Annotated in this window: 17 protein-coding genes and 1 tRNA gene; 9 read left to right on the top strand and 9 right to left on the bottom strand. The window is 44.8% G+C overall.

Going from position 1 to position 22817, the window contains the following annotated elements:
- Position 1: 1 nt before the first annotated feature.
- A complete protein-coding gene (locus tag ACO05P_RS11265; protein ID WP_421750940.1) occupies positions 2 to 961 on the bottom strand; it encodes an alpha/beta hydrolase in 960 nt (319 codons plus the stop codon).
- Between the two features lie 158 nt (positions 962 to 1119).
- Here ACO05P_RS11265 and ACO05P_RS11260 point away from each other — a divergent pair, with 158 nt between their 5' ends.
- The 4 genes from ACO05P_RS11260 to ACO05P_RS11245 are packed head-to-tail and all read left to right on the top strand — an operon-like array spanning position 1120 to position 6998.
- The gene (locus ACO05P_RS11260) at positions 1120 to 4242 is read left to right on the top strand and encodes a SusC/RagA family TonB-linked outer membrane protein (RefSeq protein ID WP_421750938.1); all 3123 of its coding nucleotides are present in this window, start codon (positions 1120 to 1122) and stop codon (positions 4240 to 4242) included.
- Positions 4243 to 4252: 10 nt separating this feature from the next.
- The gene (locus ACO05P_RS11255) at positions 4253 to 5635 is read left to right on the top strand and encodes a RagB/SusD family nutrient uptake outer membrane protein (protein WP_421750936.1); all 1383 of its coding nucleotides are present in this window, start codon (positions 4253 to 4255) and stop codon (positions 5633 to 5635) included.
- Between the two features lie 11 nt (positions 5636 to 5646).
- On the top strand, positions 5647 to 6123 hold the full coding sequence (locus tag ACO05P_RS11250; protein ID WP_421750934.1) for a hypothetical protein: 477 nt from the start codon (positions 5647 to 5649) through the stop codon (positions 6121 to 6123).
- A gap of 2 nt (positions 6124 to 6125) precedes the next feature.
- Positions 6126 to 6998, top strand: coding sequence for a hypothetical protein (locus ACO05P_RS11245; protein ID WP_421750932.1), 873 nt, complete (start codon positions 6126 to 6128; stop codon positions 6996 to 6998).
- Positions 6999 to 7050: 52 nt separating this feature from the next.
- Here ACO05P_RS11245 and ACO05P_RS11240 read toward each other — a convergent pair whose 3' ends face one another.
- From ACO05P_RS11240 to ACO05P_RS11230, 3 genes are read right to left on the bottom strand one after another with little or no spacing between them, the layout of a single operon-like run.
- On the bottom strand, positions 7051 to 8388 hold the full coding sequence (locus ACO05P_RS11240; protein ID WP_421750930.1) for a TolC family protein: 1338 nt from the start codon (positions 8386 to 8388) through the stop codon (positions 7051 to 7053).
- Positions 8375 to 11518, bottom strand: coding sequence for an efflux RND transporter permease subunit (locus ACO05P_RS11235; protein WP_421750928.1), 3144 nt, complete (start codon positions 11516 to 11518; stop codon positions 8375 to 8377). The genes ACO05P_RS11240 and ACO05P_RS11235 overlap by 14 nt, the downstream gene beginning before the upstream one ends.
- Positions 11515 to 12636: an efflux RND transporter periplasmic adaptor subunit gene (locus tag ACO05P_RS11230; protein WP_421750926.1), complete on the bottom strand. Its 1122-nt coding sequence runs from the start codon at positions 12634 to 12636 to the stop codon at positions 11515 to 11517. The genes ACO05P_RS11235 and ACO05P_RS11230 overlap by 4 nt, the downstream gene beginning before the upstream one ends.
- Before the next feature lie 117 nt (positions 12637 to 12753).
- On the opposite strand from ACO05P_RS11230, the gene ACO05P_RS11225 reads away from it, so the two are divergent.
- Both ACO05P_RS11225 and mce read left to right on the top strand, forming a co-directional pair.
- On the top strand, positions 12754 to 14574 hold the full coding sequence (locus tag ACO05P_RS11225; protein ID WP_421750924.1) for an ABC transporter ATP-binding protein: 1821 nt from the start codon (positions 12754 to 12756) through the stop codon (positions 14572 to 14574).
- A gap of 21 nt (positions 14575 to 14595) precedes the next feature.
- On the top strand, positions 14596 to 15000 hold the full coding sequence (gene mce, locus ACO05P_RS11220; RefSeq protein ID WP_421750922.1) for a methylmalonyl-CoA epimerase: 405 nt from the start codon (positions 14596 to 14598) through the stop codon (positions 14998 to 15000).
- Positions 15001 to 15085: 85 nt separating this feature from the next.
- On the opposite strand, the gene ACO05P_RS11215 is transcribed toward mce, so the two are convergent.
- Complete coding sequence (locus ACO05P_RS11215; protein ID WP_421750920.1) at positions 15086 to 15922, bottom strand: DUF7282 domain-containing protein; 837 nt, start codon at positions 15920 to 15922, stop codon at positions 15086 to 15088.
- 73 nt (positions 15923 to 15995) lie between these two features.
- On the opposite strand from ACO05P_RS11215, the gene ACO05P_RS11210 reads away from it, so the two are divergent.
- Both ACO05P_RS11210 and ACO05P_RS11205 read left to right on the top strand, forming a co-directional pair.
- Complete coding sequence (locus ACO05P_RS11210) at positions 15996 to 16547, top strand: RNA polymerase sigma factor (RefSeq protein ID WP_421750918.1); 552 nt, start codon at positions 15996 to 15998, stop codon at positions 16545 to 16547.
- Entirely contained in the window at positions 16537 to 17397 is an 861-nt protein-coding gene (locus tag ACO05P_RS11205; protein ID WP_421750916.1) for an anti-sigma factor, read from the top strand. The genes ACO05P_RS11210 and ACO05P_RS11205 overlap by 11 nt, the downstream gene beginning before the upstream one ends.
- 266 nt (positions 17398 to 17663) lie before the next feature.
- Here ACO05P_RS11205 and ACO05P_RS11200 read toward each other — a convergent pair whose 3' ends face one another.
- A complete protein-coding gene (locus ACO05P_RS11200) occupies positions 17664 to 18272 on the bottom strand; it encodes an HAD family hydrolase (RefSeq protein ID WP_421750914.1) in 609 nt (202 codons plus the stop codon).
- A 466-nt stretch (positions 18273 to 18738) separates the two neighbouring features.
- Between ACO05P_RS11200 and ACO05P_RS11195 the strand changes: the two genes are divergently transcribed.
- A tRNA-Ile gene (locus ACO05P_RS11195) sits at positions 18739 to 18812 on the top strand.
- A 127-nt stretch (positions 18813 to 18939) separates the two neighbouring features.
- Here the strand turns inward: ACO05P_RS11195 and ACO05P_RS11190 are convergent.
- The 3 genes from ACO05P_RS11190 to ACO05P_RS11180 all read right to left on the bottom strand — a co-directional run bounded on the left by ACO05P_RS11190 (position 18940) and on the right by ACO05P_RS11180 (position 22803).
- On the bottom strand, positions 18940 to 20559 hold the full coding sequence (locus tag ACO05P_RS11190; RefSeq protein ID WP_421750912.1) for a hypothetical protein: 1620 nt from the start codon (positions 20557 to 20559) through the stop codon (positions 18940 to 18942).
- A 139-nt stretch (positions 20560 to 20698) separates the two neighbouring features.
- Positions 20699 to 21733: a serine hydrolase domain-containing protein gene (locus ACO05P_RS11185; RefSeq protein ID WP_421750910.1), complete on the bottom strand. Its 1035-nt coding sequence runs from the start codon at positions 21731 to 21733 to the stop codon at positions 20699 to 20701.
- A gap of 2 nt (positions 21734 to 21735) precedes the next feature.
- Positions 21736 to 22803, bottom strand: a complete 1068-nt coding sequence (locus tag ACO05P_RS11180; RefSeq protein ID WP_421750907.1) for an acyltransferase family protein — start codon at positions 22801 to 22803, stop codon at positions 21736 to 21738.
- Positions 22804 to 22817: the final 14 nt, after the last annotated feature.

Here is a 22817-nt window from a genome sequence, read left to right as displayed (position 1 = left end):
CTTATTCTCTACTTCTTCCCATGAGGTAGATTAGGGCAAAAGGCAATCGACTGCGCCAGGCGGTTTCCCAATGTGGATCCCCTGGGGCCACCAAACTTTTATAGTCCCTAGCGCTTACCATAGGCCAGGATTGGAAGAGGGAATCCACCCGATCTTGATGGGGAGGGTAAAGCGCATCCAGCGAAGCGTCTCCACGATCAAAATACCAGCGACTCTTAGTGGCGGCCTCTTCGTGAGAGGCGATGTAATTAATGAATGCATCAGGCACCGGATTATTTTCATTCTGAAAGAAGCCAGGCCAGTGGGTCGACATACATCCAGCCCCCGTTAACTCATTGGGGTATTCGAGGGCAGCGTACATGCTAATCAAACCACCCATACTGGAACCCACCATATAAACTCCATTAGTTTGAATGGGGTATTCGGATTTAATCCAGGGCACAAGCTCCTTAAAGATGAATCGCAAATAGGCATCCGAATTAGGACTGCCGTAAAGAAGCTTGCGTTCTTCACCGGGTCTTTCTAATTGCAAAACAGAATCCTTAAAGGCTTCCGGTAAACTCTCAAAAGGTTTTTGAGGAAAGTAATTTTGATGTCTACGTTCGGGGATATTCCAGATACCTACGACTAGTGTAGGGCCAATAAGACTTTGTTGGTAGAGCGAATCCAGACACTCATCCACACCCCATTCCTGACCATTCCAGGTAGAGTCGGCTTGAAAAAGCATTTGGCCATCGTGCATAATCAGTAATTGATAGGGGCCTTCTGAAACATTTGCCGGCTTCCAGATATCTATCCGTCGATCTTCAATTTCGAGGCTTTGGAATTTTGAGATGGTCCTTAATTCACCCACTAATTGAGCGCAGGCAAAGGAGTTGGAAATAAGCCATATGGCCGCAAAGATGCCTAGCTTAGATCTTGGTATACTGATATTAATCATAGTTAATGCTTTGCGCTTCATCTACTTTAGGTTTCGCTTTCTAAAATAGGTCGAAAAGCGAAATAAAACCAAGCCATTATATCTGAACGCAGAGTTAGCAAATTAGAAATATTTTAGTGTACTTTTTACACTTAATGCTTTTTTTCTACTTTTGAGGAACCAATCTTAATGTAATCTCTATGAAAAGAACTTTACAGTCTCTCTTTGCACTGCTTTTTTCCATGGCTGTGTGGAGTCTGGAGGCTCAGGTGGTTAAGGGGACGATTACCGACAAGTCTGGTGAGCCCTTACCGGGTGCATCGGTGTTAGTTGTTGGCCAGTCTGGAACCGGAACCGCGGCCGACTTTGATGGAAACTATAGCCTTAGCGGCTTAAAAGCCGGGAAGCTCACCTTGGAGTTTGCCTTTATTGGTTTTGAAACCAAAAGAGTGGAAGTAACACTCGCCGAGGGTGAAACCAAAACCCTAAATATGGCTCTGGCCGAAAGCAGCTCGCAATTAGACGAGATTGTGGTAGTGGGTTACGGTGTACAACGTCGCCGGAATATGACCGGTAACGTAGTGAAACTAGACGCCAAAAAATTAAACGATATGCCAGCGCCCAGCTTCGAAACGGCGATGCAGGGTAAGGCTGCCGGGGTACAAATTGTAACCGGTAGTGGTTTGGCTGGATCGGCATCAGTAGTTCGGGTACGGGGTATTTCCAGTATCGGAGCGGGTGGTGATCCGCTTTATATCGTGGATGGTGTTCAGTTAAATCAAGATTATTTCAGCCGGGGTAATAGCGGGGGTATGAACCAAAACCCTTTGGCCTTCTTAAACCCGGATGATATTGAATCTGTTGAAATTCTAAAAGATGCGGCCGCTACAGCCATTTATGGTTCTCGTGGCGCCAATGGCGTAATCTTAATTACCACCAAGCGTGGTAGTAAAGGTGGATTGCAGTTTAACTTTTCAACTACACAGGGTATTTCAGAGCCTACTAAGCGCCCTCAGATGTTGAACTCGCAAGAGTACCTTCAATTATACCGCGAAGCCTGGATTAATGATGGCAATACCGGAACTCCGGTTTTAACCAATCCCGCTTTAACCTGGGAGGAAGCCCAAAGAAATAATACCGATTGGGTAGATCAGGTGGTACGTACAGGCTACAAAGCCTTCTACGATTTTAATGTGTCTAAAGGAACGGATCGTTATAACTTCTATGCAGGGTTATCTTACGATCAAAACCAGTCCTATATTATTGGTGATGAGTACAATAGGATGAGTGCACGTTTTAATGGTGATTATCGTATCAATGATAAGTTGACCTTGAGCGCCAGTACCGGTTTAACCCAAAGTATCTACAATCGGGTTGATAATGCCTGGTCTGGAGGTTTAGGTGCGGCCATGAGTACTGCCTTGCCTTACTACCCTATCAAATGGGATCGTTATTATGTGAGTGCCGGTGATACGGTTGCCCGCCCAGGTGATTGGTTCTTACAAGGCACCAACCCGGTAGCTCAGCGTGAATTGAAAGATTGGCGAATCACGGATTTACGTTCGATCAATAATGCAAAGGTGACGTATTCGCCCTTTAAAAACTTTACCATTTTGGCTTCCGGTTCATTGGATTATTTCCAATCGATGGAAGACATTTGGGAACCAGCGGGTCGCAATACCTATCAAACTGACGTGGCCACTCGTGGTCAAGGTACTGCTCAACGCTATCCCAGAAGATCCTATAACTACAATGGTTTCTTAACTGGTACTTACGATTGGCAGTTAAACGACAATAATAAGTTTGCCTTTATGCTCGGAACCGAATATCAGGAAAACTTTACCCGTAGCTATTACATTACTACTTACGATACCAATGGCGTTGCGAATGGAATTCGTAATGATGTATTTGATGCACCTTCAGCTTTTTATGAAAGTGCAGACCTTCGCAATAACTACGACTTCGATTCGGTAACCACTTCATTTATTAGCCGCTTTATGTCCTTCTTTGGTAGGGTAAACTATCAGTACAAAGGCAAGTACTTAGCTCAATTGGTACTTCGTTCGGATGGTAGTTCTCGTTTTGGACCCAATAACCGTTTTGGATATTTTCCTTCGGTTTCGGCCGGATGGATTATCTCCGAAGAGAAATGGATGAAGGAGAACCGTATCATCAACTATTTGAAATTAAAATCCAGTATTGGTTGGATTGGAAATGCCAACCTTACCAATACCGAGTTTGTAGCGCGTTATAACTATTCGGCACAGGCTTATGATGGTCGCGATATCTTATATCCTTTGAATAACCCTAATCCTGATTTGCGCTGGGAAACCACTCAGGTAATCGACCTAGGTTTAGAATATGGTTTGTTTGAAGATCGCATTACGGGTGAATTAGCCTATTATCGTAAGAATACTACCGATGTTTTATTGAATGTGACCTTACCCAGAGTTTCTGGATTTGGCAATTTCTATGATAATGTGGGTGGTTTGTTAAATGAGGGATTTGAGTTCCAAATTAAAACCCGAAATCTGGTAGGCGACTTCCGTTGGACTACAGACTTTAACATTGCTTATAACCACAACGAAATTGTAAGCTTAGGAGGCTATTCTCCGGATGCAGTGGGTGGTGGTACCAATGATACCCGTACCATTGTTGGGGAACCCGTAGGTACTAACTTCCTGGTGCGTTTTAGTCATGTCGATCCTACTACCGGTCGTCCGGTTTATTTGGATATCGATGGCAATCCAACCTTTGTTTGGGATCCTGCAAACCGTGTTCCCGTAGGTAATGTATTACCAGACGCGGTTGGTGGTATCACCAATAATTTTGGTTACAAACAATGGGATTTGAGCGTTCTGTTTGTATTCACCATTGGATCGGATATTTATGACTCTTCTTCCAAGCGTCAGTTAGGGCGTATGGACGACTGGAACAAAACGCCACAGATTTTCGATCGTTGGAGAGCTCCGGGTGATGAGGCATTATACCCTCTTTTAACTTTAGATGCGGCTAATCACGGATCTAATACCCCTTGGATTAACACGGATCAGTGGATCCACGATGGTAGCTTCCTGCGTTTACGTAATGTAACCTTAAGCTATCGCTTGAACCGCAATCAATTAGAGAAATTAGGATTAAAAGGTGCTCAGATTTCCTTCATCGGAACCAATTTACTCACCTTCACCAAATACCCTGGATTGGATCCAGAGATTGCTCGTGATTTTGAAAATGCAACAGATCGTAATATGAGTGTAAACATTACTTACCTCACTCCTCCACAGGAGCGTACTTACTCTGTTCGTGTAAATGTTAACTTCTAAGCCTCAGATCATGAAAAAGTCATTTAGCGCAATATTACTAGCCGGTGGCCTGCTTTTGAATACAGGCTGCGAGAAACTTTTAGACACTCCCCTTCAGGGAACCGACCTTACGGAGGAAGAGGCTCTGCAGACTAAGCAAGACGTTTTAAACGTACTGCAAAGTTGCTATGATGTTACGGCCAATGTTTACAATGGTCGTATTCAATACTTGGGAGAGCTCTTAAGTGATAACCTGGCTAAGCCTCGATCTAATGAGGATTTAACCGAGGTGTTTAATCACAATACCCTTTTCTTCAATAGCACAATTGGAGGTATTTATGCTGACCCTTACATCACTGCTTTCCGTTGTAACCGTATCCTCGAGATTGTAGACAATTTCGATTTTACTACTGCTGAACGCAATGAGATTGTAGCCGAAGCCAAGTTTTTACGTGCCATTTCACAGTGGGAAATCCTGCGTCTTTTTGCTCAACCTTATGGCTTTACGCCAAACAACGGTCACGATGGAATTATCTATAAGACCCGCACCGAAGAGCAAATTGTAGCGCGTTCTCCGGTAGGAGTGAACTACAATGAGATTATTGCTGATTTGGAATCGGCTCTGCCCAATCTAAGACCCAGCTCAGACTATTACGCCTCTCAAGATGCGGCCAATGGTTTCCTAGCAAAGATTCACTTCCAAATGGGAGATTATGCTCAGGCAGCGGTTTATGCGAATGCCGTAATTGGTAGCGGACGTTATAGCTTAGGAAGCAGCATCGATCGTTTTGAAAATGATACTGTGGATGTTACCGAAGCGATTTTCAGTAATACCAGCCGTCCTGAATTTGGTGATTTCCGCTCTTCAGGTTTTGGAAACTACCGTTCGGATTTGGCTTCTCCACCTGAGTTTTTCGCCAGTCGTGAATTCTATGATATTTACGCGGCCGACACCTCAGACCGTCGTTTGAAGAATTTCTTCGAATTGGATGAGAGTGGGGATGCCCCTCGCGTATTGGTTAAGAAATTTAATCAAGAGTGGTTTAATGTTACCATCCTACATTTAACCGATTTGAAACTTCTGCGTGCCGAAGCTTTGGCCGAAAGCGGAGGAGATTTAAGCGTTGCGATTCAAGATATTAATGATGTTCGCGAAAGAGCTTATGGTTCTAATTTGAATAATTTACCTGCAGGAAGTTCTGCCAGTCAAATTATTGAAGCGGCCCGTTATGAGCGTCGTATCGAAATGTTTGGAGAGGGAGACCGTATCCAGCAAATTAAGCGTCGCGGTGCCCTGGAAGGTGAAGCTACAGAGGTACGTACCCATCCATGGGATTGCAATGGTATGGTGATTCAATTCCCTATATCTGAGCAAACCACGAAATTTGAACTGAACCCTACCGGCGGATGTTAATCTATACTACTATGAAGAAATTATTCACCTTTGGCCTTTTGGCCCTTGCCATAAGCGCTTGTCGCCCGGAGCCCTTCAAAGAAATTGGCTCTCCTTACTCGGTAATTACCGGGATTAACGGAAACTGGGATTTGGAAATGGTTGAGGTAGAAGACCGTTCTTTTCCACAGTGGGAAACTTTGGAATTCACCGACTTTTTCCTGGATAACCCAGTATCGATTAACTTCAATTCTGCGGATAATAGCTACGCCATCAGTGCAAATTCCTTAGATGGACTACCCTTCAGCTCTATGAATGGTACTTATGCATTTGATGATGAAGAATACCCCGAGAATCTGTATTTGATTAGCACCGATGGTGATACCAGCACGGTAGGCATGGGAAATATGGTTCGCGCCATTGATCCTAACATGATTTTCGAAGAGCTGAAAAACAAGTGCGATGCGGAATATGCCCGCTACATCTACACCTTTAAACGCAGTAACTAGTTATGAAGAATTTGAAGTTTAACACGATATTTTCTCTGGCTGCCCTGCTTATTGGGCCTGCGCTTTCAGCTCAGGTTAGCACGGATCCGCCCGAGTATCAAGACCCTACTACAGAATTAAAAATTATTGTAGACCTCAGTAAACTGGATGCCAGTTTAGATCATACCCAAAACTTGTTGGATGCCGCTGCGGCGGGAGAAGATATGTACATCTGGACCTGGAATCCGGCCGAACACCCTGCTGGTCACCCCCTGGTAAACGGTGTGGGAACGGCTCCTTGGAAGGAGAGTAATGATACCCTTCGCATGACTAAGGAAGCGGAGAATATTTACTCCTATACCATGACGCCTACCGAATTTTATGAGGTAGACGCCCAAACGGTTTTTGCTAATGATATTCAGTTCTTGGTAAAGCCTAAAGATGGTGGTGGTTATGGTGATCCCGATATTAAATCGGAAGACTTAACCATATTGGTGGACCCACCCGTTACTACTCGTAATCCGGCTTTCCTTTTCCCTGGATCATTTAAGGATGATGATCTGGTGATGTTGTATTATGATAATAAACTGGAAGAGGTAGAGGGAATGCAGAACCTCGCAACTGACGATGTTTGGTTCTTCGCCGAAGCGACTTTAAGTGACAGCAGTACTGTAAAGATTGCCAATAACGCTTTCACCGTTGGGAACTATCCGCAATTGCAGATGACTTCTTACGGAGACGGAGTTTTCAAAACTTATATGGTGCCTCGCAAGTTCTTTAGCGTTGCGGAAGGCAAGACTGTTACCAAGATGACCATTTACGTGATGCGCCGTGTGTTTACTGGTGCTGGCTCACGTACTAGTTACGATATCATAGCTGAACTAAGTTGTGAATAGGGATCTAATCAAACACTAGAATTTGAACCTCGTCTGCAAAGACGAGGTTTTTTTATGGGGTATTTTGCATCAATACTCCTGCAACCCTTTGCAATTCGATTTCCGCTAATTTAAGCTGATAGCGCAGGCTGTTTAAGGAGGCTTTGGTGCTGATGTAATTGAGCTGCGCTTCACGTAATTGCACATTGGTGATATTGCCTAAGGCATAAGCTTCTTCGCTACGCTCAAAATTGATCAGCGCTACTTTTAGATTACGTCGCTCCAGATCTAAAACTTTGCGGGCATTGGTATAGTCGAGCCAGGCATTGGCTAAGTCGGTTTGCACTTGTTGTTTGGCTTTTTCCTGACTTAATTCTGATTGGAAGATGGCAATGCGAGCCACTTCCACCGCAGTTTGAGAGCGATAGGAACTGAAGATATTCCATTGGGCACTGAGGCCATAATTCCAGCCGGTATTTTGGGTAAAGCGTAAAAAGCCGCCCTCATTATCCTGTCGGCTGTAGGAGTACCCAGCATTAGCAGCAATTTCCGGCAGGCGATCGCTCCAGGCAATGTTGAGGTTTTTACGGTTAATGTCGCGGGCAATTTGAGCTTGAATTAAGGCAGCATTGTTTTGCATGGCCTCCGTAAGTAGGCTGCCAAAAATCAAATCACTGCGATAGTCCAATTGGGTCTCAAAAGCATAGCTGGTATCAATGGGGAAATTGAGCAGTCTATTCAATTCGCGCAGGCCTTTCTCCAGGCTGTTTTGAACATTGAGTAGAGCTACACTGTCACGGCGTAAGTCGACTTGAGCGCTTAAGGCTTCGAGACGACTTTGTGAACCAAGTTCCAGGGCGGTTTCTGCTCTTTGGTAGCGCTTCAGCGAAAGCTTAACCGACTCCCGAGCAATATCTACCTGCTCACTTTGCTGTGCCAAATTGAAATAGGCACTGAATACCTGCAAGAGGGTGTTTTCGATGGTAAAGCGTAATTGTACCTCACTCTGCTCTTTTTGCAATTGCAGCTTATGCAGGTTATTAATCCGACCTAAACCATCAAAGAGTACATAGCTGGCATTAATTCCAGCGCTGTAATTTTCGGCTACTGCATCGTTAAACTCCCGGATGGGAGCGGGTGCGCCACTGGTATCACTGCCCACGGCCAATTGCTGTTGCACATCGGTTTGCGAATAGCTGTAGGCAGCATTGGCACTAACATTGGGTAAGAAACCCGCCTGGCCCCAATTCTCTTGCTTGTCGGCAATACGTTGACTTTGCTGAGCCACGCGGATATCGAGGTTTTGCTCCAGAGCAATGCGCACCGCTTTGCTTAAGGCCAAAGTGTCGCTCTGGGCCTGAGCCTGTGCCGCGAAAAGCGCTAAGATTATAAGGAGGCTATTCTTCTTCATCTTGCATTTCGATTATAGCGGGTTCAACCTCTTCATGACTGGGCTTGCTGCCTCTCCAAAACCAAAGTCCATACACCTTAGCATGATTTAAATAACTAAGCAATACCGGCAATAAGATCAGAGTTAAGAAGGTAGCCATCAGAATACCATAGGCGAGGGAAATGGCCATCGGAATCAGGAATTGGGCCTGTACACTTTTCTCTAAAATTAAAGGCGCTAAACCGGCAATGGTGGTGGCACTGGTAAGAAGGATCGCCCTAAAGCGAGACAGACCTGCCTGAAATACCGCTTCCTTAAATTCCAAGCCTTCCTTGAGGTAATTATTCATCTTACTTACCAATACCAGGCTGTCGTTCACGATTACCCCTATCAGAGCGATAATCCCCAGGAAGGAGAAAATACTTAATGGAATTCCATGTAAATAATGGCCCCAGGCCACCCCTACCAAACTCAGCGGAATCAAGGTGAAGATCACCACTGCTTGATAGAAACTCCGGAAGGTAAAGGTGATGACCAGAATGATTAGAACCAGAATTAAAGGGAAGGTTTTTTGGGCCGAAATAATCGTTTTTTGTGCTTCGCGATTTTGACCTTCAAATAAAACCGATACTCCAGGGTAATCTGCTAAAATGGGTGGTAAAATAGTGTCGCGCACATAGGCGATCATATCCGGGGCAGAGCCATTGGGATCCGCCAAATCGGCTTCTACTTTAATTTCTCTTTCGCTATCGAGGTGATTAATGGTGAGTGGGCCTCTTTCAATGCTGTAGTCTGCCAGTTCTCGCAAGGGAAATTTGCCACCTTGAGGCGAGCGGATGTACATTTCTTCGAGGTTGTAGATGGAGCCACGTGTTTGATCATCATAGCGCACCCATACTTTTACTTCATCTTCCCGCACCTGCAAACGTTGCACTTCGTAACCGAAGAAGCCTTGTCGTACCTGCTGCATTAAGCTGGCAGGATTGAGTCCGAGGAGGTAGGCTTTCTCCTTCAGTTTGAGTCGGATTTCCCGCACTCCTTCCAGATCCGTATCTACAATGTCGCGTAAATCGGCCACCGTATTCATCTGGGCTTTGAGCCGATGTTTAACCGCTTCCAATTCGCTGTAGTCCTTGCTTAGTAGCGATACAGATACGGGTTTGCCGAAGGCTCCTACTGTTCCAAAGCTTAGGTTTTCGGCTTCATAAATGGGACCGGTTTGTTCTCGCAGGGCGTTTACTACCAGGGTACTGCTGATGATTCGCTCTTCGCTATTGAGGAGAATTACATCCAATTTCCCCTCATTAGTAGTGGGGCCGGTGCTGAGCTCCACCATGCGAATTACATCCTGTCCACCCGGAACTTGATCCCTTAAACTGTCGTTTACCGCCAGGGCCGCTTCGCGAATCTTGTCAAGATAGGAGATGGTTACCTCTTCCCGGGTACCAGCTGGCATTTTAAGGCTTACCTCAAAATTATCGCGATCGATAAAGGGGAAATAGCTTACCCGAACCAGCTTGCCCTGCAAAGCTCCGAGTGTAATGAGGAAGGAAGCTACCGCAATACTGAAGGTGAGGAATTTATAACGGAGCGCGAAATTGAGAATAGGACGGTAGAAACCTTCGCGCATCTTCTTTAAGCCATGCTCCAATTTACGCTCCAGAACATTCTTTTTGTAGGATAAGCTCAAGGCTTTGGAATGCCCAATATGGGAGGGTAATATTAGAAGTGCTTCAATTAGCGATACCCCCAAAGTAGCGATGACGATGAAGGACATTTCAGAAAAGAAATCGCCAGCTCTTCCATCAATATAGAAGAAGGTCGAAAAGGCAATCATGGTGGTTAATACCGCTGAGATTACCGCTGGTAATACTTCCATGGTGCCATCAATGGCCGCCTGAATGCGACTTTTTCCTTTTTCGTAATGATGGTAGATGTTTTCACTTACCACAATACCATCATCCACCAGAATACCTACTACTACAATCATCCCGAAAAGGGAAATCACATTAATGGTTACACCGAAATAGGTAGCCAGAATAAACATACCAAAGAAGGAAATAGGTAAACCGGCGGCTACCCAAAATGCTACTCGGAAATTGAGGAATAAACTCAACAGCACTAATACCAGCACCACCCCAATCAATCCGTTTTCGATAAGCAAGGCTTTACGTTGCGAAAGAAGGTCGGCGCGATTATTTACTACTGTGGCTTTTAAAACGTCCTGACCTGCATTAAATTCCGCTACATAAGCTTGAATGTCTTCGGCAGTTGTGAGGATGTCTTCACTGTCGGTATTATTGATTAATACCTTTACGGCAGTTTCGCCATTGAGCTCCACGGTGGCGGGAGCATCGCTAAATTGTTTGCGAACTTCAGCTACATCAGCCAGGCGAACTACGGCTCCCTGGGGACTGGCTTTTACAACGATATTGAGGAGATCTTCGGCTTCATAAGATTTGTAGCGCGCACGAATAAGCAGTTCTTCTTCATCCGTTTCAATTTTACCACCGGTTATATCCAAATTGTTAGCGGCAACTGCCTGACCAATTTGCTCGAAGCTAAGGTCATAGGCCCGCATGTGCTTTTGGTTAACAGCAATCTCTATTTCTTCATCCGGCAAACCAATCAGCTCAACCTTGGAGATGCCCTCCATTTTACGCAGTTCATCCTCAATTTCGCGGGCAGTAGATTTAAGGGCACTTAAGCTGAGCCCCTCCCCCTGCAGGGCAAAGGTGATGCTAAGGGTTACATTCTCGCGTAGGAATACGGTTACCGGTTCCAATCCGGCAGGGAAGGAGGGAATTTGATTTACCGCATTTTCTACATCATCCAAAACCTCTTTACTATTGGCATTGCGCAGTACCTCTACAGTAATGGTTGCCAGGTTTTCACTACTGCTGGAAATAAAGCGATCAATGCCGGAAATCCCTTTCAGGTTTTCTTCGATTTTGTTCACTACCCCTTCTTCAATTTCCTCAGGGGAGGCACCAGGATATAGGGCATTGATAACAATGAAGCGCTCGGGAACTAGCGGAAAGAAAGTCGAGTTCAGGCTGTTCCAGGCCACGGCGCCAAAGATCAGCGAGGCGATCATCAGCACATTTACCGTTACCGGATATTTGATGAAAAATCCCAGGAAACGTTTCACTCGGCTTGCTTTTTAGTGAGGCGGATTTTCATGCCGGGAAATGCGCCGGTAACTTTGGCCACAGGTAATCGAAGGCTAGAATCCGGAGCTTCAATTATGATGCTTTGTGGCTCGCGATGCAGCACCTTTACCTTTTGCAATACAAGGCTGCTATCCTGAATGCAGAACAAGCTATTCTCATCGATCAACAATTTGCGATCGATCTTCATGGCCTTTTCAATCTCCTGACCCGCCAGGGAACCTTTGAGGTATTCACCATCATTGAGCTTATCAGCCTTAATGCGGATGTAAATACTGATTCTTTGATTGCTGGGATCTACCTTTTCGTTTTTGCGGAACACCTCACCTTGAAAATGACGACGACCATCCGTACTGCTCAGTTCAACACTATCGCCAATATTCACACGTCTGGCCTCATCGGGACTCAAGCTACTAATCATTTCGAATTGACCCTTACCGATAAACTCGCCTAAGATTTGTCCGGCGCGTACCAATTGACCGCTTTCTACTCTAGCGTCGGTTACGGTACCATCAAAGGGCGCTTCGATATTGTATTTTCCTAAGCGTACACGGAGGGCTTCCGCATTCTGATAGGCGCTGTAGACATTGCGCCCACTTAAAAACAAGCGTAATTTTTCATTGCTTTCTGTGGGAGGGGCCTGCAGGTCATTGCCATTATTCAGCTTACGCAGATATTGATAATAGCTATCAAAACGCTCGGGGTAGTCGAGTTTAATGTCGGGTAAAACCTGACTTAACAAGCTAAGGTAATTGCTGCGGGTACTTTGGTAATTACTCTGGGCCTCGCTGTTTTCGAGGTGGAGCATCACTTCTCCGGCTTGATAGCTTTTGCCTTCTTTAAATTTTTGGGATTGTCTACTCACGATTCCCGTTACCTCCGAATAAATTTCAATTTTATTCAGGGCCTCTACCGGGCCGTCAATAGGGATGCGAAGCGCTACAGATCCGGCTTTAAGGTCTTGGTATGTAATGAGTTTGCGTTGGTCCCGGCTTATGGGGCTTTTCCCTTCGGCGGAAGCGGCGAGGTAGTTCTTGAAAAACACCGCTAAGGCCAGTATGGCAATGCCAGCTAGTATGGCCCATTGTCTTCTTTTCATGAAGCAAGCTTATAATGAGAATGCAAAGTAAACCAATTAAAGTGGTCGATGTTTGTCCATCAAAGCTTATGATAAGTTTATTTATATGGCTGCCAGAGATGCACTACCTTTGCCCCAATGAAAGCATTTTGGCGCATCGTACGCTATGCCTACCCTTATAAGGGGACGGTGATTTTAAGCGTTTTAGCGAATCTGTTTGCCACCGTTTTTGCCTTGGCCAGTATTGGTTTGGTGGTTCCCGTTTTACAGATCATATTCGACAATACTAAGGCTCCGGAACAGGCTCCGGTATTTGATGGGGATATTATGGCTTATGCCGAAGATTTCCTCTCTTATGAAATCGGTACCCGTATGGAAGCCATTGGGCAGCAAGAGGCCTTACTTTATGTTTGTTTTTGGGTGGTTTCGGCCTTTTTCCTCAAAAATGTTTTTCGCTATTTAGCGCTCTATCTCTTGGCGCCCATGCGAAATGGGATAACCCGCGATATTCGTTTGGACTTGCATCATAAACTGCTGGCTTTGCCGGTGGGCTATTTTACCGAACAGCGCAAAGGTGATATCATCTCTCGGATGACCGCTGATCTTAAAGAAATTGAGAATGGTGTTTTAGCCACGATTGAGATGTTCTTTAGAGAACCTTTTATCATTCTCAGCTCGCTGGCGGTTTTGGTGTGGATGAGTCCGCAGCTTACCATTTTTGTGTTGCTGCTTTTGCCGGTGGTATCGCTCTTGATTACCCGTATTGGTAAGAGCCTGAAGCGCGCCAGTACCCGTGCTCAGGAGTCGATGGGGGATATTTTATCCCTAACTGAAGAAACGGTAAGTGGCCTAAAAGTAATTAAGGCCTTTACGGCAGAAGAGCAAAAGGCCAGTCTTTTTGCACGGGCTGCCAATAACTACTTTAGTTTGATGAATAAGGTGATTCGCCGGAATGATTTGGCCTCACCTATCTCCGAATTTATGGGCTCTTTAGTGATGGCGATTATCATTTGGTACGGGGGTAGTCTGGTGATGGAACCCAATGATTTTACGGCGGAGAAGTTTATCGCCTACGTTTTATTCTTCTACCAAATTATTCCGCCCAGCAAGAGCTTATCGCAGGCTAGCTACAAAATACAGCGGGGGAATGCCTCTTCGGAGCGAGTATTGGATTTATTGGATGCGGAAAACCCAATTCAGGATAAGCCCGATGCCCAAGACCTGAAGGAGTTTAAACAGTCGATTGAATTTAAGGATGTTTGTTTCTCCTATCAGGATAAGCAGGTTTTAAGTCATATTGATTTGAGCATCGAAAAAGGTAAGACCTATGCTTTGGTAGGGCAGAGTGGGGGCGGTAAAACCACCTTGACTAATTTGGTGCCTCGTTTTTACGATATCAATAGTGGTAGCCTCAAGATTGATGGTTTGCCTATTGACAGCATCAAGTTAAAGGACCTGCGATCCCATTTGGGAATTGTTACTCAGGAGACCTTACTCTTTAATGAGACCGTGGCATATAATATTGCTTTGGGCAAGCCCGATGCGACTAAGGAAGAAATTATTGCTGCCGCCAAGATTGCTAATGCCCATGACTTTATCGAGAAATTACCCAATGGCTATTTAACCAATATTGGGGATGCCGGCGGTAAACTGAGCGGAGGGCAGAAGCAACGTTTAAGTATTGCCCGTGCGGTTTTGAAGAACCCACCTATTCTGATTTTGGATGAGGCGACATCGGCCTTGGATACCGAATCGGAGAAATTGGTGCAGGATGCCTTATATCGTCTGATGGAGAATCGTACTTCATTGGTGATTGCCCACCGCTTGAGTACCATCCAACACGCAGATGAGATTGTGGTGATTAATGAAGGCAAGATTTCGGAGCGCGGTAGTCATCAGGAATTGCTGGATAAGCAAGGTATTTACCACAAGTTGGTAGAGATGCAGAGTTTCGCATAGAACAACCTTAAATACATAGCCATGCGTAAGATTGAGCATATCGGTATTGCCGTAAAAAATCTGGAGGAAGCCAATAAAACCTATGCTTCTTTATTTGGGGCCGAGGCTTATAAGCAGGAAGGCGTAGAAAGTGAAGGGGTGATTACTTCTTTCTTTCAGGTAGGACCCAATAAGATCGAATTACTGGAGGGAACTAATCCTGATAGTCCAATTTCGAAATTCATTGCCAAGCGCGGTGAAGGCATTCATCACCTTGCTTTTGATGTGGAGGATATTGAAGCCGAAATCGAGCGTCTGAAGGGCGAAGGGTTCATTCTATTAAATGAACAGCCCAAGTTTGGAGCGGATAATAAGCTGGTGGCTTTTTTACATCCGAAAAGCAGTCATGGTGTATTGGTAGAACTCTGCCAGGAACGCCAAGATTAGTTAATGGCATATCTGCCGAAAGGCAAAAAAAAAGCCCCGGCAATGCATGACTACTGCCGAGGCTTCTGGGGGAGGGATTGTTTTCTTAGTTCACGTTAAGTACAGTGAAACTGGTGAAGATTACGTTTCCGGGGAAGGCCAGGTTGCCAAAGATCTCCGGTCCGTCGAAGGCGCTGTTGCCATCGAACTCGTAAACTCCAATTTGTCCGTTGTCTAAGTGCAGCATTGGGAACAGCATTTGACCGCTGCTTAGGTTTACACTGGCGTCTAACTGAATAGTCACATTAGTGTTTACCCCTTTGCTCACCTGAACTTTACCGATAATATCGGGCAAAACAATGCCGCCCATGCCGTTGTCGTTGTGGATAACCAACCAACCATCGGCAGCCGCTACCACCTCAGGAATTACCACTGTATTATTGGTAACGTCCATATCGGGAGAGTTAATTTTTGCAGACATGATATTTACGGCAGACATTACAGGAGCACCATCCACCACGAAGGGAGGGTCCAGATTATTGTTGCCATCAAATTCGTACTGCATTTCGGTACCGGTATCTTCATGCAGCATTACCCAAATTTGATCGCCATCATTAATGGTGGCATTGGCATCAATTTGTACCATCACACTCATATTAGAGCCTGCTTCGATCCATTTGGGTTCTGAGATAATATCGGGCACCACCGGACCATTGCTGCCATTATCGGCATGAATAACGATCCAGCCGTCGCTGGGAACCTCCGCCATAGTAACCTCTACCCTATTCTGAGAGATCACCTGGGTGCTTACATCAAGGGTAGCCACTTTGGGCTCGGTGGGCATGTCCGTACTATCGTCATCTTCGCTGCAAGCGGTAGCTCCGAAAATCAGTGCTGCGCCTAAGGCAAAATTTAATAGCTTTGAACTGTTTGAGTAGATCATGATTGTTTCTTTTTTGGATTCAATACTATCTACGCGGATTCCTGATAACTGGATTTTTGAAAACCTCATTTTTTTGAGCAAGCGCCCTCCCATTGAAGTTAAAATCGTTGATCTGCTGCAAGATGGCAAGCAGGAGGCGATGTCATTAATTTATGACAATTACGGGGCGGTGCTATTTGGATTATGTGTTCGGATGATGCCTTCGCGGGAAGATGCGGAAGAGGTTTTTCAAGAGGCGATGATTAAGATTTGGCGTTATGCCCAATCGTATGATGCGGATAAAGCAAGGTTATATACCTGGATGATGAATATTACGCGTAATGCCTGTATTGATCAAATTCGCAAAAATGATCGCCGTCCCCAAATCCAAGATGTAGAGACGCACGTATATAAGGTTGATGCGGCTCACCATTCGAATCTACCGGTTGATCATATCGGGCTGGAGAAAGAATTGGAGAAATTGCGTCCGGAGGACCGAAGAGTACTCGAGTTAGCGTACTTCCAGGGTTTCACACAGGGAGAGATTGCGAAAAAGTTAAATGTGCCATTGGGTACGGTGAAAACCCGTGCACGTAAGGCGATTAGTGAATTAAAGCGGTTTTTAGCCAGAGACATTGGATCCTAAGAAGTACATAGAAAGCGGAATTATTGAAGACTACCTGATGGGTTTTGTCTCAGAGCAGGAGCGCCAGGAGGTGCAATGCCTGAGTAAGATCTATCCGGAAATTAATGAAGCACTTCGACAGGCTGAGGATATCATGTCCACCTGGGCAGCTGCCAATGCAGAGGAGCCCCCAGCCGGAATGAAGGATAAGATTATGGCCAATTTGGGCGAGCAAGAGAAAGGCCCGGTGGCCATGCCCGCTTTAAAAGTAGTGGCCTCAAGCCATGAGCCTTCGGTTAAATCCAGTATCAATCCAGCGGCTACAAGGTCGAAGTCTTCGCAGCCTATTGGCTGGATAGCAGCTGCGGCAGCCCTTATTTTGTCATTCTTCCTGGCTTATCAATGGCAAGATAGCTTGCAGTTTATGCAGGCCATGGAGCAAGAGATTGCTGCTCAGGATCAGGAGTTGGAAAATCTAGGCAGTCAGTTGCAAGACTTGCAGGGCGACAAAGAACAATATCAAAGCTTATGGGCGGCGGTTTCAGAACCCGGAACCCAGAAGATTACCCTCAATACGGTTCAGGAGGATAAACCGGCCACCGCCACGGTGTACTGGAATCCTGAGAAGGAACAAACTCTTTTCTATCGCGATCAATTACCCGCCGAAGCGGAAAATAGCCAATATCAATTATGGGCTATCGTGAAAGGCAAGCCGGTAAGCATCGGGCTCCTAGCCTTAAACTCCAATGAGCTGCAATTGCAGAATATGAGCGGCCTGGCAGAGGCTGATGCATTTGCCATAACTCTGGAGCCATTGGGCGGTAGTGAAAGCCCAACGCTGGATCAGATGGTGGTGATGGGGAAAGTATAATCGCGGAGCGAATATACTTTAGAAGATAGACCGCTGCGCTATTAGATTTTAGATCGCTACGCTCTTAGATTACCAGGGTTACTTAAAAATTTCAATTTTATCTTTTTTCGGGTCGAGGTGCCGGCATTCCAGCTTGAGATTGGTGGCGGAATAAATAATGGCTTTCCGATCGTTGATAAAGAAATATAGAGTTAAGATCGCTGCGCTATTAGATGTTAGAATTTAGACCGCTACGCTATTAGAGTTTAGATCGCTACACTGTTAGATTAGAGGCGTTTCTTGATCGTTTCAATTTTATCTTTTTTCGGGTCGAAGTGCCAGCATTCCAGCTTGAGCTTGGTGGCGGCTTCAATATTGTCTTCCCGATCGTCGATAAAGAAACAGTCGGCGGCTTTTAGTTTTTGCTCCTTCAATACTTTCTTGTAGAAATCAGCTTCGGGTTTACGATGCCCCGTTTCGTGGCTGAAGTATACCGCATCAAATTGACTGATAAACTGCTTGTATTTAAAGGGTCCGCAAAGGGCCTTGATCTTTTCGATATGCAAGGGATTGGTATTGCTCAGGAGGTAGAGCTTATGTCCTTTGTTTTTTAAGCTTTTAAGCAGACGAATATTCTCATCCGGAATCGCCTCATAGCAGAGGGCATTCCAGGCTGCAGCTAAATCCTTTTTGAAAATGGATTTCCGAAAGAAGAAGCCTTGCAATTGGCTTAGGAAATCGTCGGTGCTAAGTTCCCCGCGTTCAAATTGATGAAAGAGCTCATCTTGCTCTGCTAGCTTTTCTTCGGCACCCAGGGCTTCGAAGGCCTTGTAAGTAAGCTTGGTGTCGATGGGAATAAGAACCGCTCCGAAATCGAAAAGCAGGTGTTTAGGCATTGCGTGGTATTTGAGCACAAAAGAAGGAAATAAGGCTTAAAAATTTCCCGCTTTTGGGAAATATAGCCAAGTAAATAGTGGCCTTAGCAGACTTAAGAACCTATCGTTTACCGATAAAAGGTCGATTATCGGTTTCGATGACCGGAAATCGAGTTTTGTAAGTAGTTGAAAATTAGCAATTAATTGTTTTCGTTTACCGTTTATCGAAGATTATTGACCGTTAAACGAAAAGAATAGACCGCTGTGCTGTTAGCGTATAGACCGCTGCGCTTTTAGATTTTAGACGATAGATCGCTGCGCTCTTAGAGGGTTTGATGGTCAAGAAAATTTGTTTGGGATTGCTTCAACACGGAGGCACGGAGGCGGGGAGAACACAGAGGATCACTACTTGTTTTACAGCTTCTATATCTGAGTGTATTCTATGGGCTTCAATTCAATGATAAATACTAAATTTGCCCTCCTTTTCGGGCCCATAGCTCAGCTGGTTAGAGTAGGTGACTCATAATCACTTGGTCGCAGGTTCAAGCCCTGCTGGGCCCACTTGAGGCGAGAAAGCGTATTGTTTTCTCGCCTTTTTTGTTTAATCGTATTTCTAAAGCTTGACTACTCATAAAAAATCCCCAATTCCAAGAACCGGGGATTTTCAATTCAATATGATTATGCAAGTTTAGGGCATGCTAAAAGTGCTTATCTGGATTTGCTTGCCATTACCTGAGGCGTAGTAATAGCGATTGTCCATTTCACTGTAATATATCTGAAAGGGCTTAAGGATCATTTTGGGTAAGGTCATGCGTTTCTCGATGCTACCCACTCTTTCACCGTTTTCTAAATTGATTTTTTGAACCACAGGAACATGATTTTTATGACCATCCACTTTCTTAATCCTGTTTTCAGGATTCATGTTGGCCATGTTTTCTGGGAGATCATTGTAAATAAGCACCAATTGATCATTATTTAAAAAAGCATAGCAATCGAAGGACTCAGAATCTTGATTTAGGATATTTCGTAAAGCGGTGGTTTGTGGGAAAGAGCGCTGTCCGTAGGCATCATCCTTATTGGGGATGTATTCACGCTTTCTTTTAATTAGTTGCGTCCAAAGAATTTCTTCTTGATTATTGAGGGCAATGATATTTAGGTCATAGAAGCCATATTGCTCATGCACACCAGTGGTTGCAGGAGGTACCCGAATGTGAATTTTTTGCTGGATTAGTAAATAGGTGTTTCCCAGGCTATCGTGATAATTACGGGTGCTAAAAACTGATTGGTCTTGAGAGGGTACCTCGCTGCCCATGTATTGTCCTAAATCCCAATAGTGATTCATTGCCTTTTGGAATCCTTCGATCAATGGTTCATCGTACAAATGAATTTTAGTTTCCTTAAGGATACTATTTGACTTTGGATTAACACTTGCAATTCTCAGGCCTGTAATGGGCATATCAGAATGTACTCTGAATCCCGTTTTTTTCGATGGACTATCCGGATCCTCACTATGAAATTGACTGCTGATTAGGATTTTATTCGGATTTACAATTGAGATTTTTGAATTGGAGAAGACACCGTTTTTATCTCTGGGATCGCCGGAGAGTTTGATATAGGTGTCTTGGTAGTTTTGATCCGCATGGAAAATAACCAAGCTGTCTTGTGCCGGGAGATAAGCATAGAGGTTTCCATCATTATCAACTTCCAGTATGGACCCTAATCGACTGTACCTATTTCCTCCTCTTAATGTTCTCTCAGATACTTTGGTGAAATCGCGGTCGAAAAGTAATAGGGCATGATCACTTTTCTTCCTCTTCTTGTAGTAGGTGAAGCTACTTACTATTAAATGTTGACCGTCTTCAGTCCAGTAAAGATCATAGTAACCACGAGTCCTTTCCTTTTCATATTCCTTGTCATGAAGCACTATTTCTGGTCCGAAGGTCTTAGTTTCAATATCAATGAAATGCGCTACCAGTTTGAAATGATCATCTTCAGCATATTCATTGATATAGACCAGGCGATTTCCAAATTCTCCAATGCTGAAAAATGAATAGTAATTGGAGGCGCTTTCGGGTAATTCCAGATAATGAAACTCTGTTTGATTGGGTCTTTGTTTATTAACGATGCTTAAGACCAACTCATCATCATTAACCATTAATCCATAAAGGTTCGTGGCGTCTTCCTGGACGAATTGAGGGTCATAGTCCTTAAAGGGACTTTTAATCCTGGGGCCTGTTTTAAAAGTCTGGGCATCTAAATGACTAATAAGGCATAGTAAGCTTAAAGAAAGGGCTAGGATTCTTAACATAGAAAAGGGATAAAGTCCTGGTGATTTACCTTAGGACAGTGGTTAAAGTTAATTAGCGAGCGAATGAATGTCTCAAATATAGACCCTGTTTAGCGGAATGTCAATCTTTAGCCTTTCACTATAAAGCTTATTTTGCTCCTTACCCCTTCCTCAAAATCTTCACCACCCTCCGATAAGTAGCCTCCGTAATACTCCAAGATAAACCGCCGCTGGTATTGATAAAGAGGACGATCACGGCGTCTAAATCGGCACCGTAGCGCGCAATGCTGGAATAGCCGGGTAAGAGGCCCGTATGTTCCAAGCGATAGAGTGATTCATAAAGGGCTTGTTCTTCCGGGTTTAGGAAACTGCCTTCATTGAGGGCGCGTAAGAAGACCGCAATATCGCGGGCTGTGGAGATCATGGACCCTCCGGGGTGTACATAATTGCTGCTTTTGATGTCGGGTTCGTAACCGATATGATAGCCGCTCATCAAAGAGTCTTGATTTACCTCGTTTAGCAGGCTATAGGTGTGTTTTAAACCTAAGGGGTCCAGAATTTCTTCCTTGATGTATTGGTGGTGACTGTAGCCCAAAGTACTATCGAGGATGGCGCCTAGCAGTAGGTAATTGGTATTGCTGTATTGGTATTTTTCATCCGGTTCAAAATCAGCTGGGAGGTCATAAACCAATTCCAGGGCTGGTAGATTTTCGGTGAAAAGATCGGTCCAGGGATAATCCGGTTGATCCAGGAAATTGGGGATACCACTGCGATGTTGGATCAGCATTTTTAAAGTGATGGCATCGGCATTGGAAATATGGCCTTTGGTAAAAGGGAGCAGGCTGCTTAGGGGGGCGTCGAGATCCAGTTTTTCCGCTTGAATCAATTTGGTAGCGGCGGTGGCAATAAAGAGCTTGCTAATGCTAGCCACCTTAAATAAGCTTTGAGGATTGGCCGCCACCTCATTGGTGCGATTATTCCAGCCTGCAGCATAAGCTTCGGGAGCTTTCCCGGCCTGATCAATATAGAGAATAACACCATCTACCTTATAGTCTAAAATGTCTTCTATTTGGGCTTGAGGGCTGTCTGGCAAAGGGCTGAGCCAGAGTTTAATCAATAGCCAGGGAGCGAATAAATAAGTTCCGATCATGGAGAGGAGGATAAGGCTTAGGCCGATTATTTTCTTTGGACTCATATTTATTTGGCTTTTTGCGCCCGCTGGTACTTCATGCCAAAGAGGGGGCGTAACAATGGAATCCGCTTAATGATTAATTCGAAAATCAACAAGCATCCCGCTAAGGTTAAAAGTACGCTAAGTGCGAATTTTAAATGGGGGTCCAAGCTTAATTTAAGTACCCATGAAGCTACAGCATAGAGCACAAACATGTGAATGATGTAAATAGGATAGGCACTTTCACTTAGGTAGCTCAGGCTTTTGCTGGGGCGATTGAGGTATTTGTAGCCCAGGCCAAAGATTCCTAAGATCCATAAATTGGATTCCACCGCCATAAGGGCATTAGTGAAGTGCGCTTCCAAAATGCTGATGCGTAATAGGCCCATGCCTAAGGCTAAAGCTAAATAGAGCCCATGCCATTTTAATAGGACTTGCCAAAAGCTTTTGCCAACATAAACCATTAAAAAACCAAAGAAGAAGGCCAGGAATCCAATAGCGTATCCATGTAATGTTTGGGCATAGAGGGCAAAAACATCCGGCTGAACAAGGAGTACTTCCAAGATGAAAAAGGGAAGGATGGCCAAGGGTCCCAAGGGGTTGCGCATCATTTTCTCCAGGCTGCGGCGGAATTTACCCTCCGGCTTTTTAATCAGCTGGAAGAAGAAGGGAAAGAGGATGGAAATATAGATTACAATATTGCCTAAAAACCACAGGTGGGCAGGATGGGCAAAATAGTGCAGGGGCTGATTGTAATAGTTTTGAAAGAGCAAGAAGTGCAAGGGCACGATAGCAACAATGCCAAAGAGGTAAGGGACCAGAATGCGCTTGGATCGATCCAGCAGCAATTGCTTGATGTTCCGTTTTTGCATGGCGAAGTAAACACCCATTCCCGATACAAAAAAGAGGAAGGGAATGCGCCAAACATTAATCAGAGACATCGGTTTCCAAAGTCCTTCTAAAAGTTCATCGCTGCGGATAAAACCAATGAAGAGCGCCCAGGGTTGAAAGACAATGGCAATATGATAGATCAATAAAAGTCCGATGGCAATTACCCGTAGCCAGTCGATATCGTGCCTTCTTGCAGTTTCCATTTTTTATCTGTTTA

The sequence above is a fragment of the Croceimicrobium sp. genome (genome assembly GCF_965228705.1).
Taxonomy (GTDB): domain Bacteria; phylum Bacteroidota; class Bacteroidia; order Flavobacteriales; family Schleiferiaceae; genus Croceimicrobium.
Note: the sequence above shows the minus strand (reverse complement) of the source record. Positions and strands in the feature narration are given on the sequence as shown.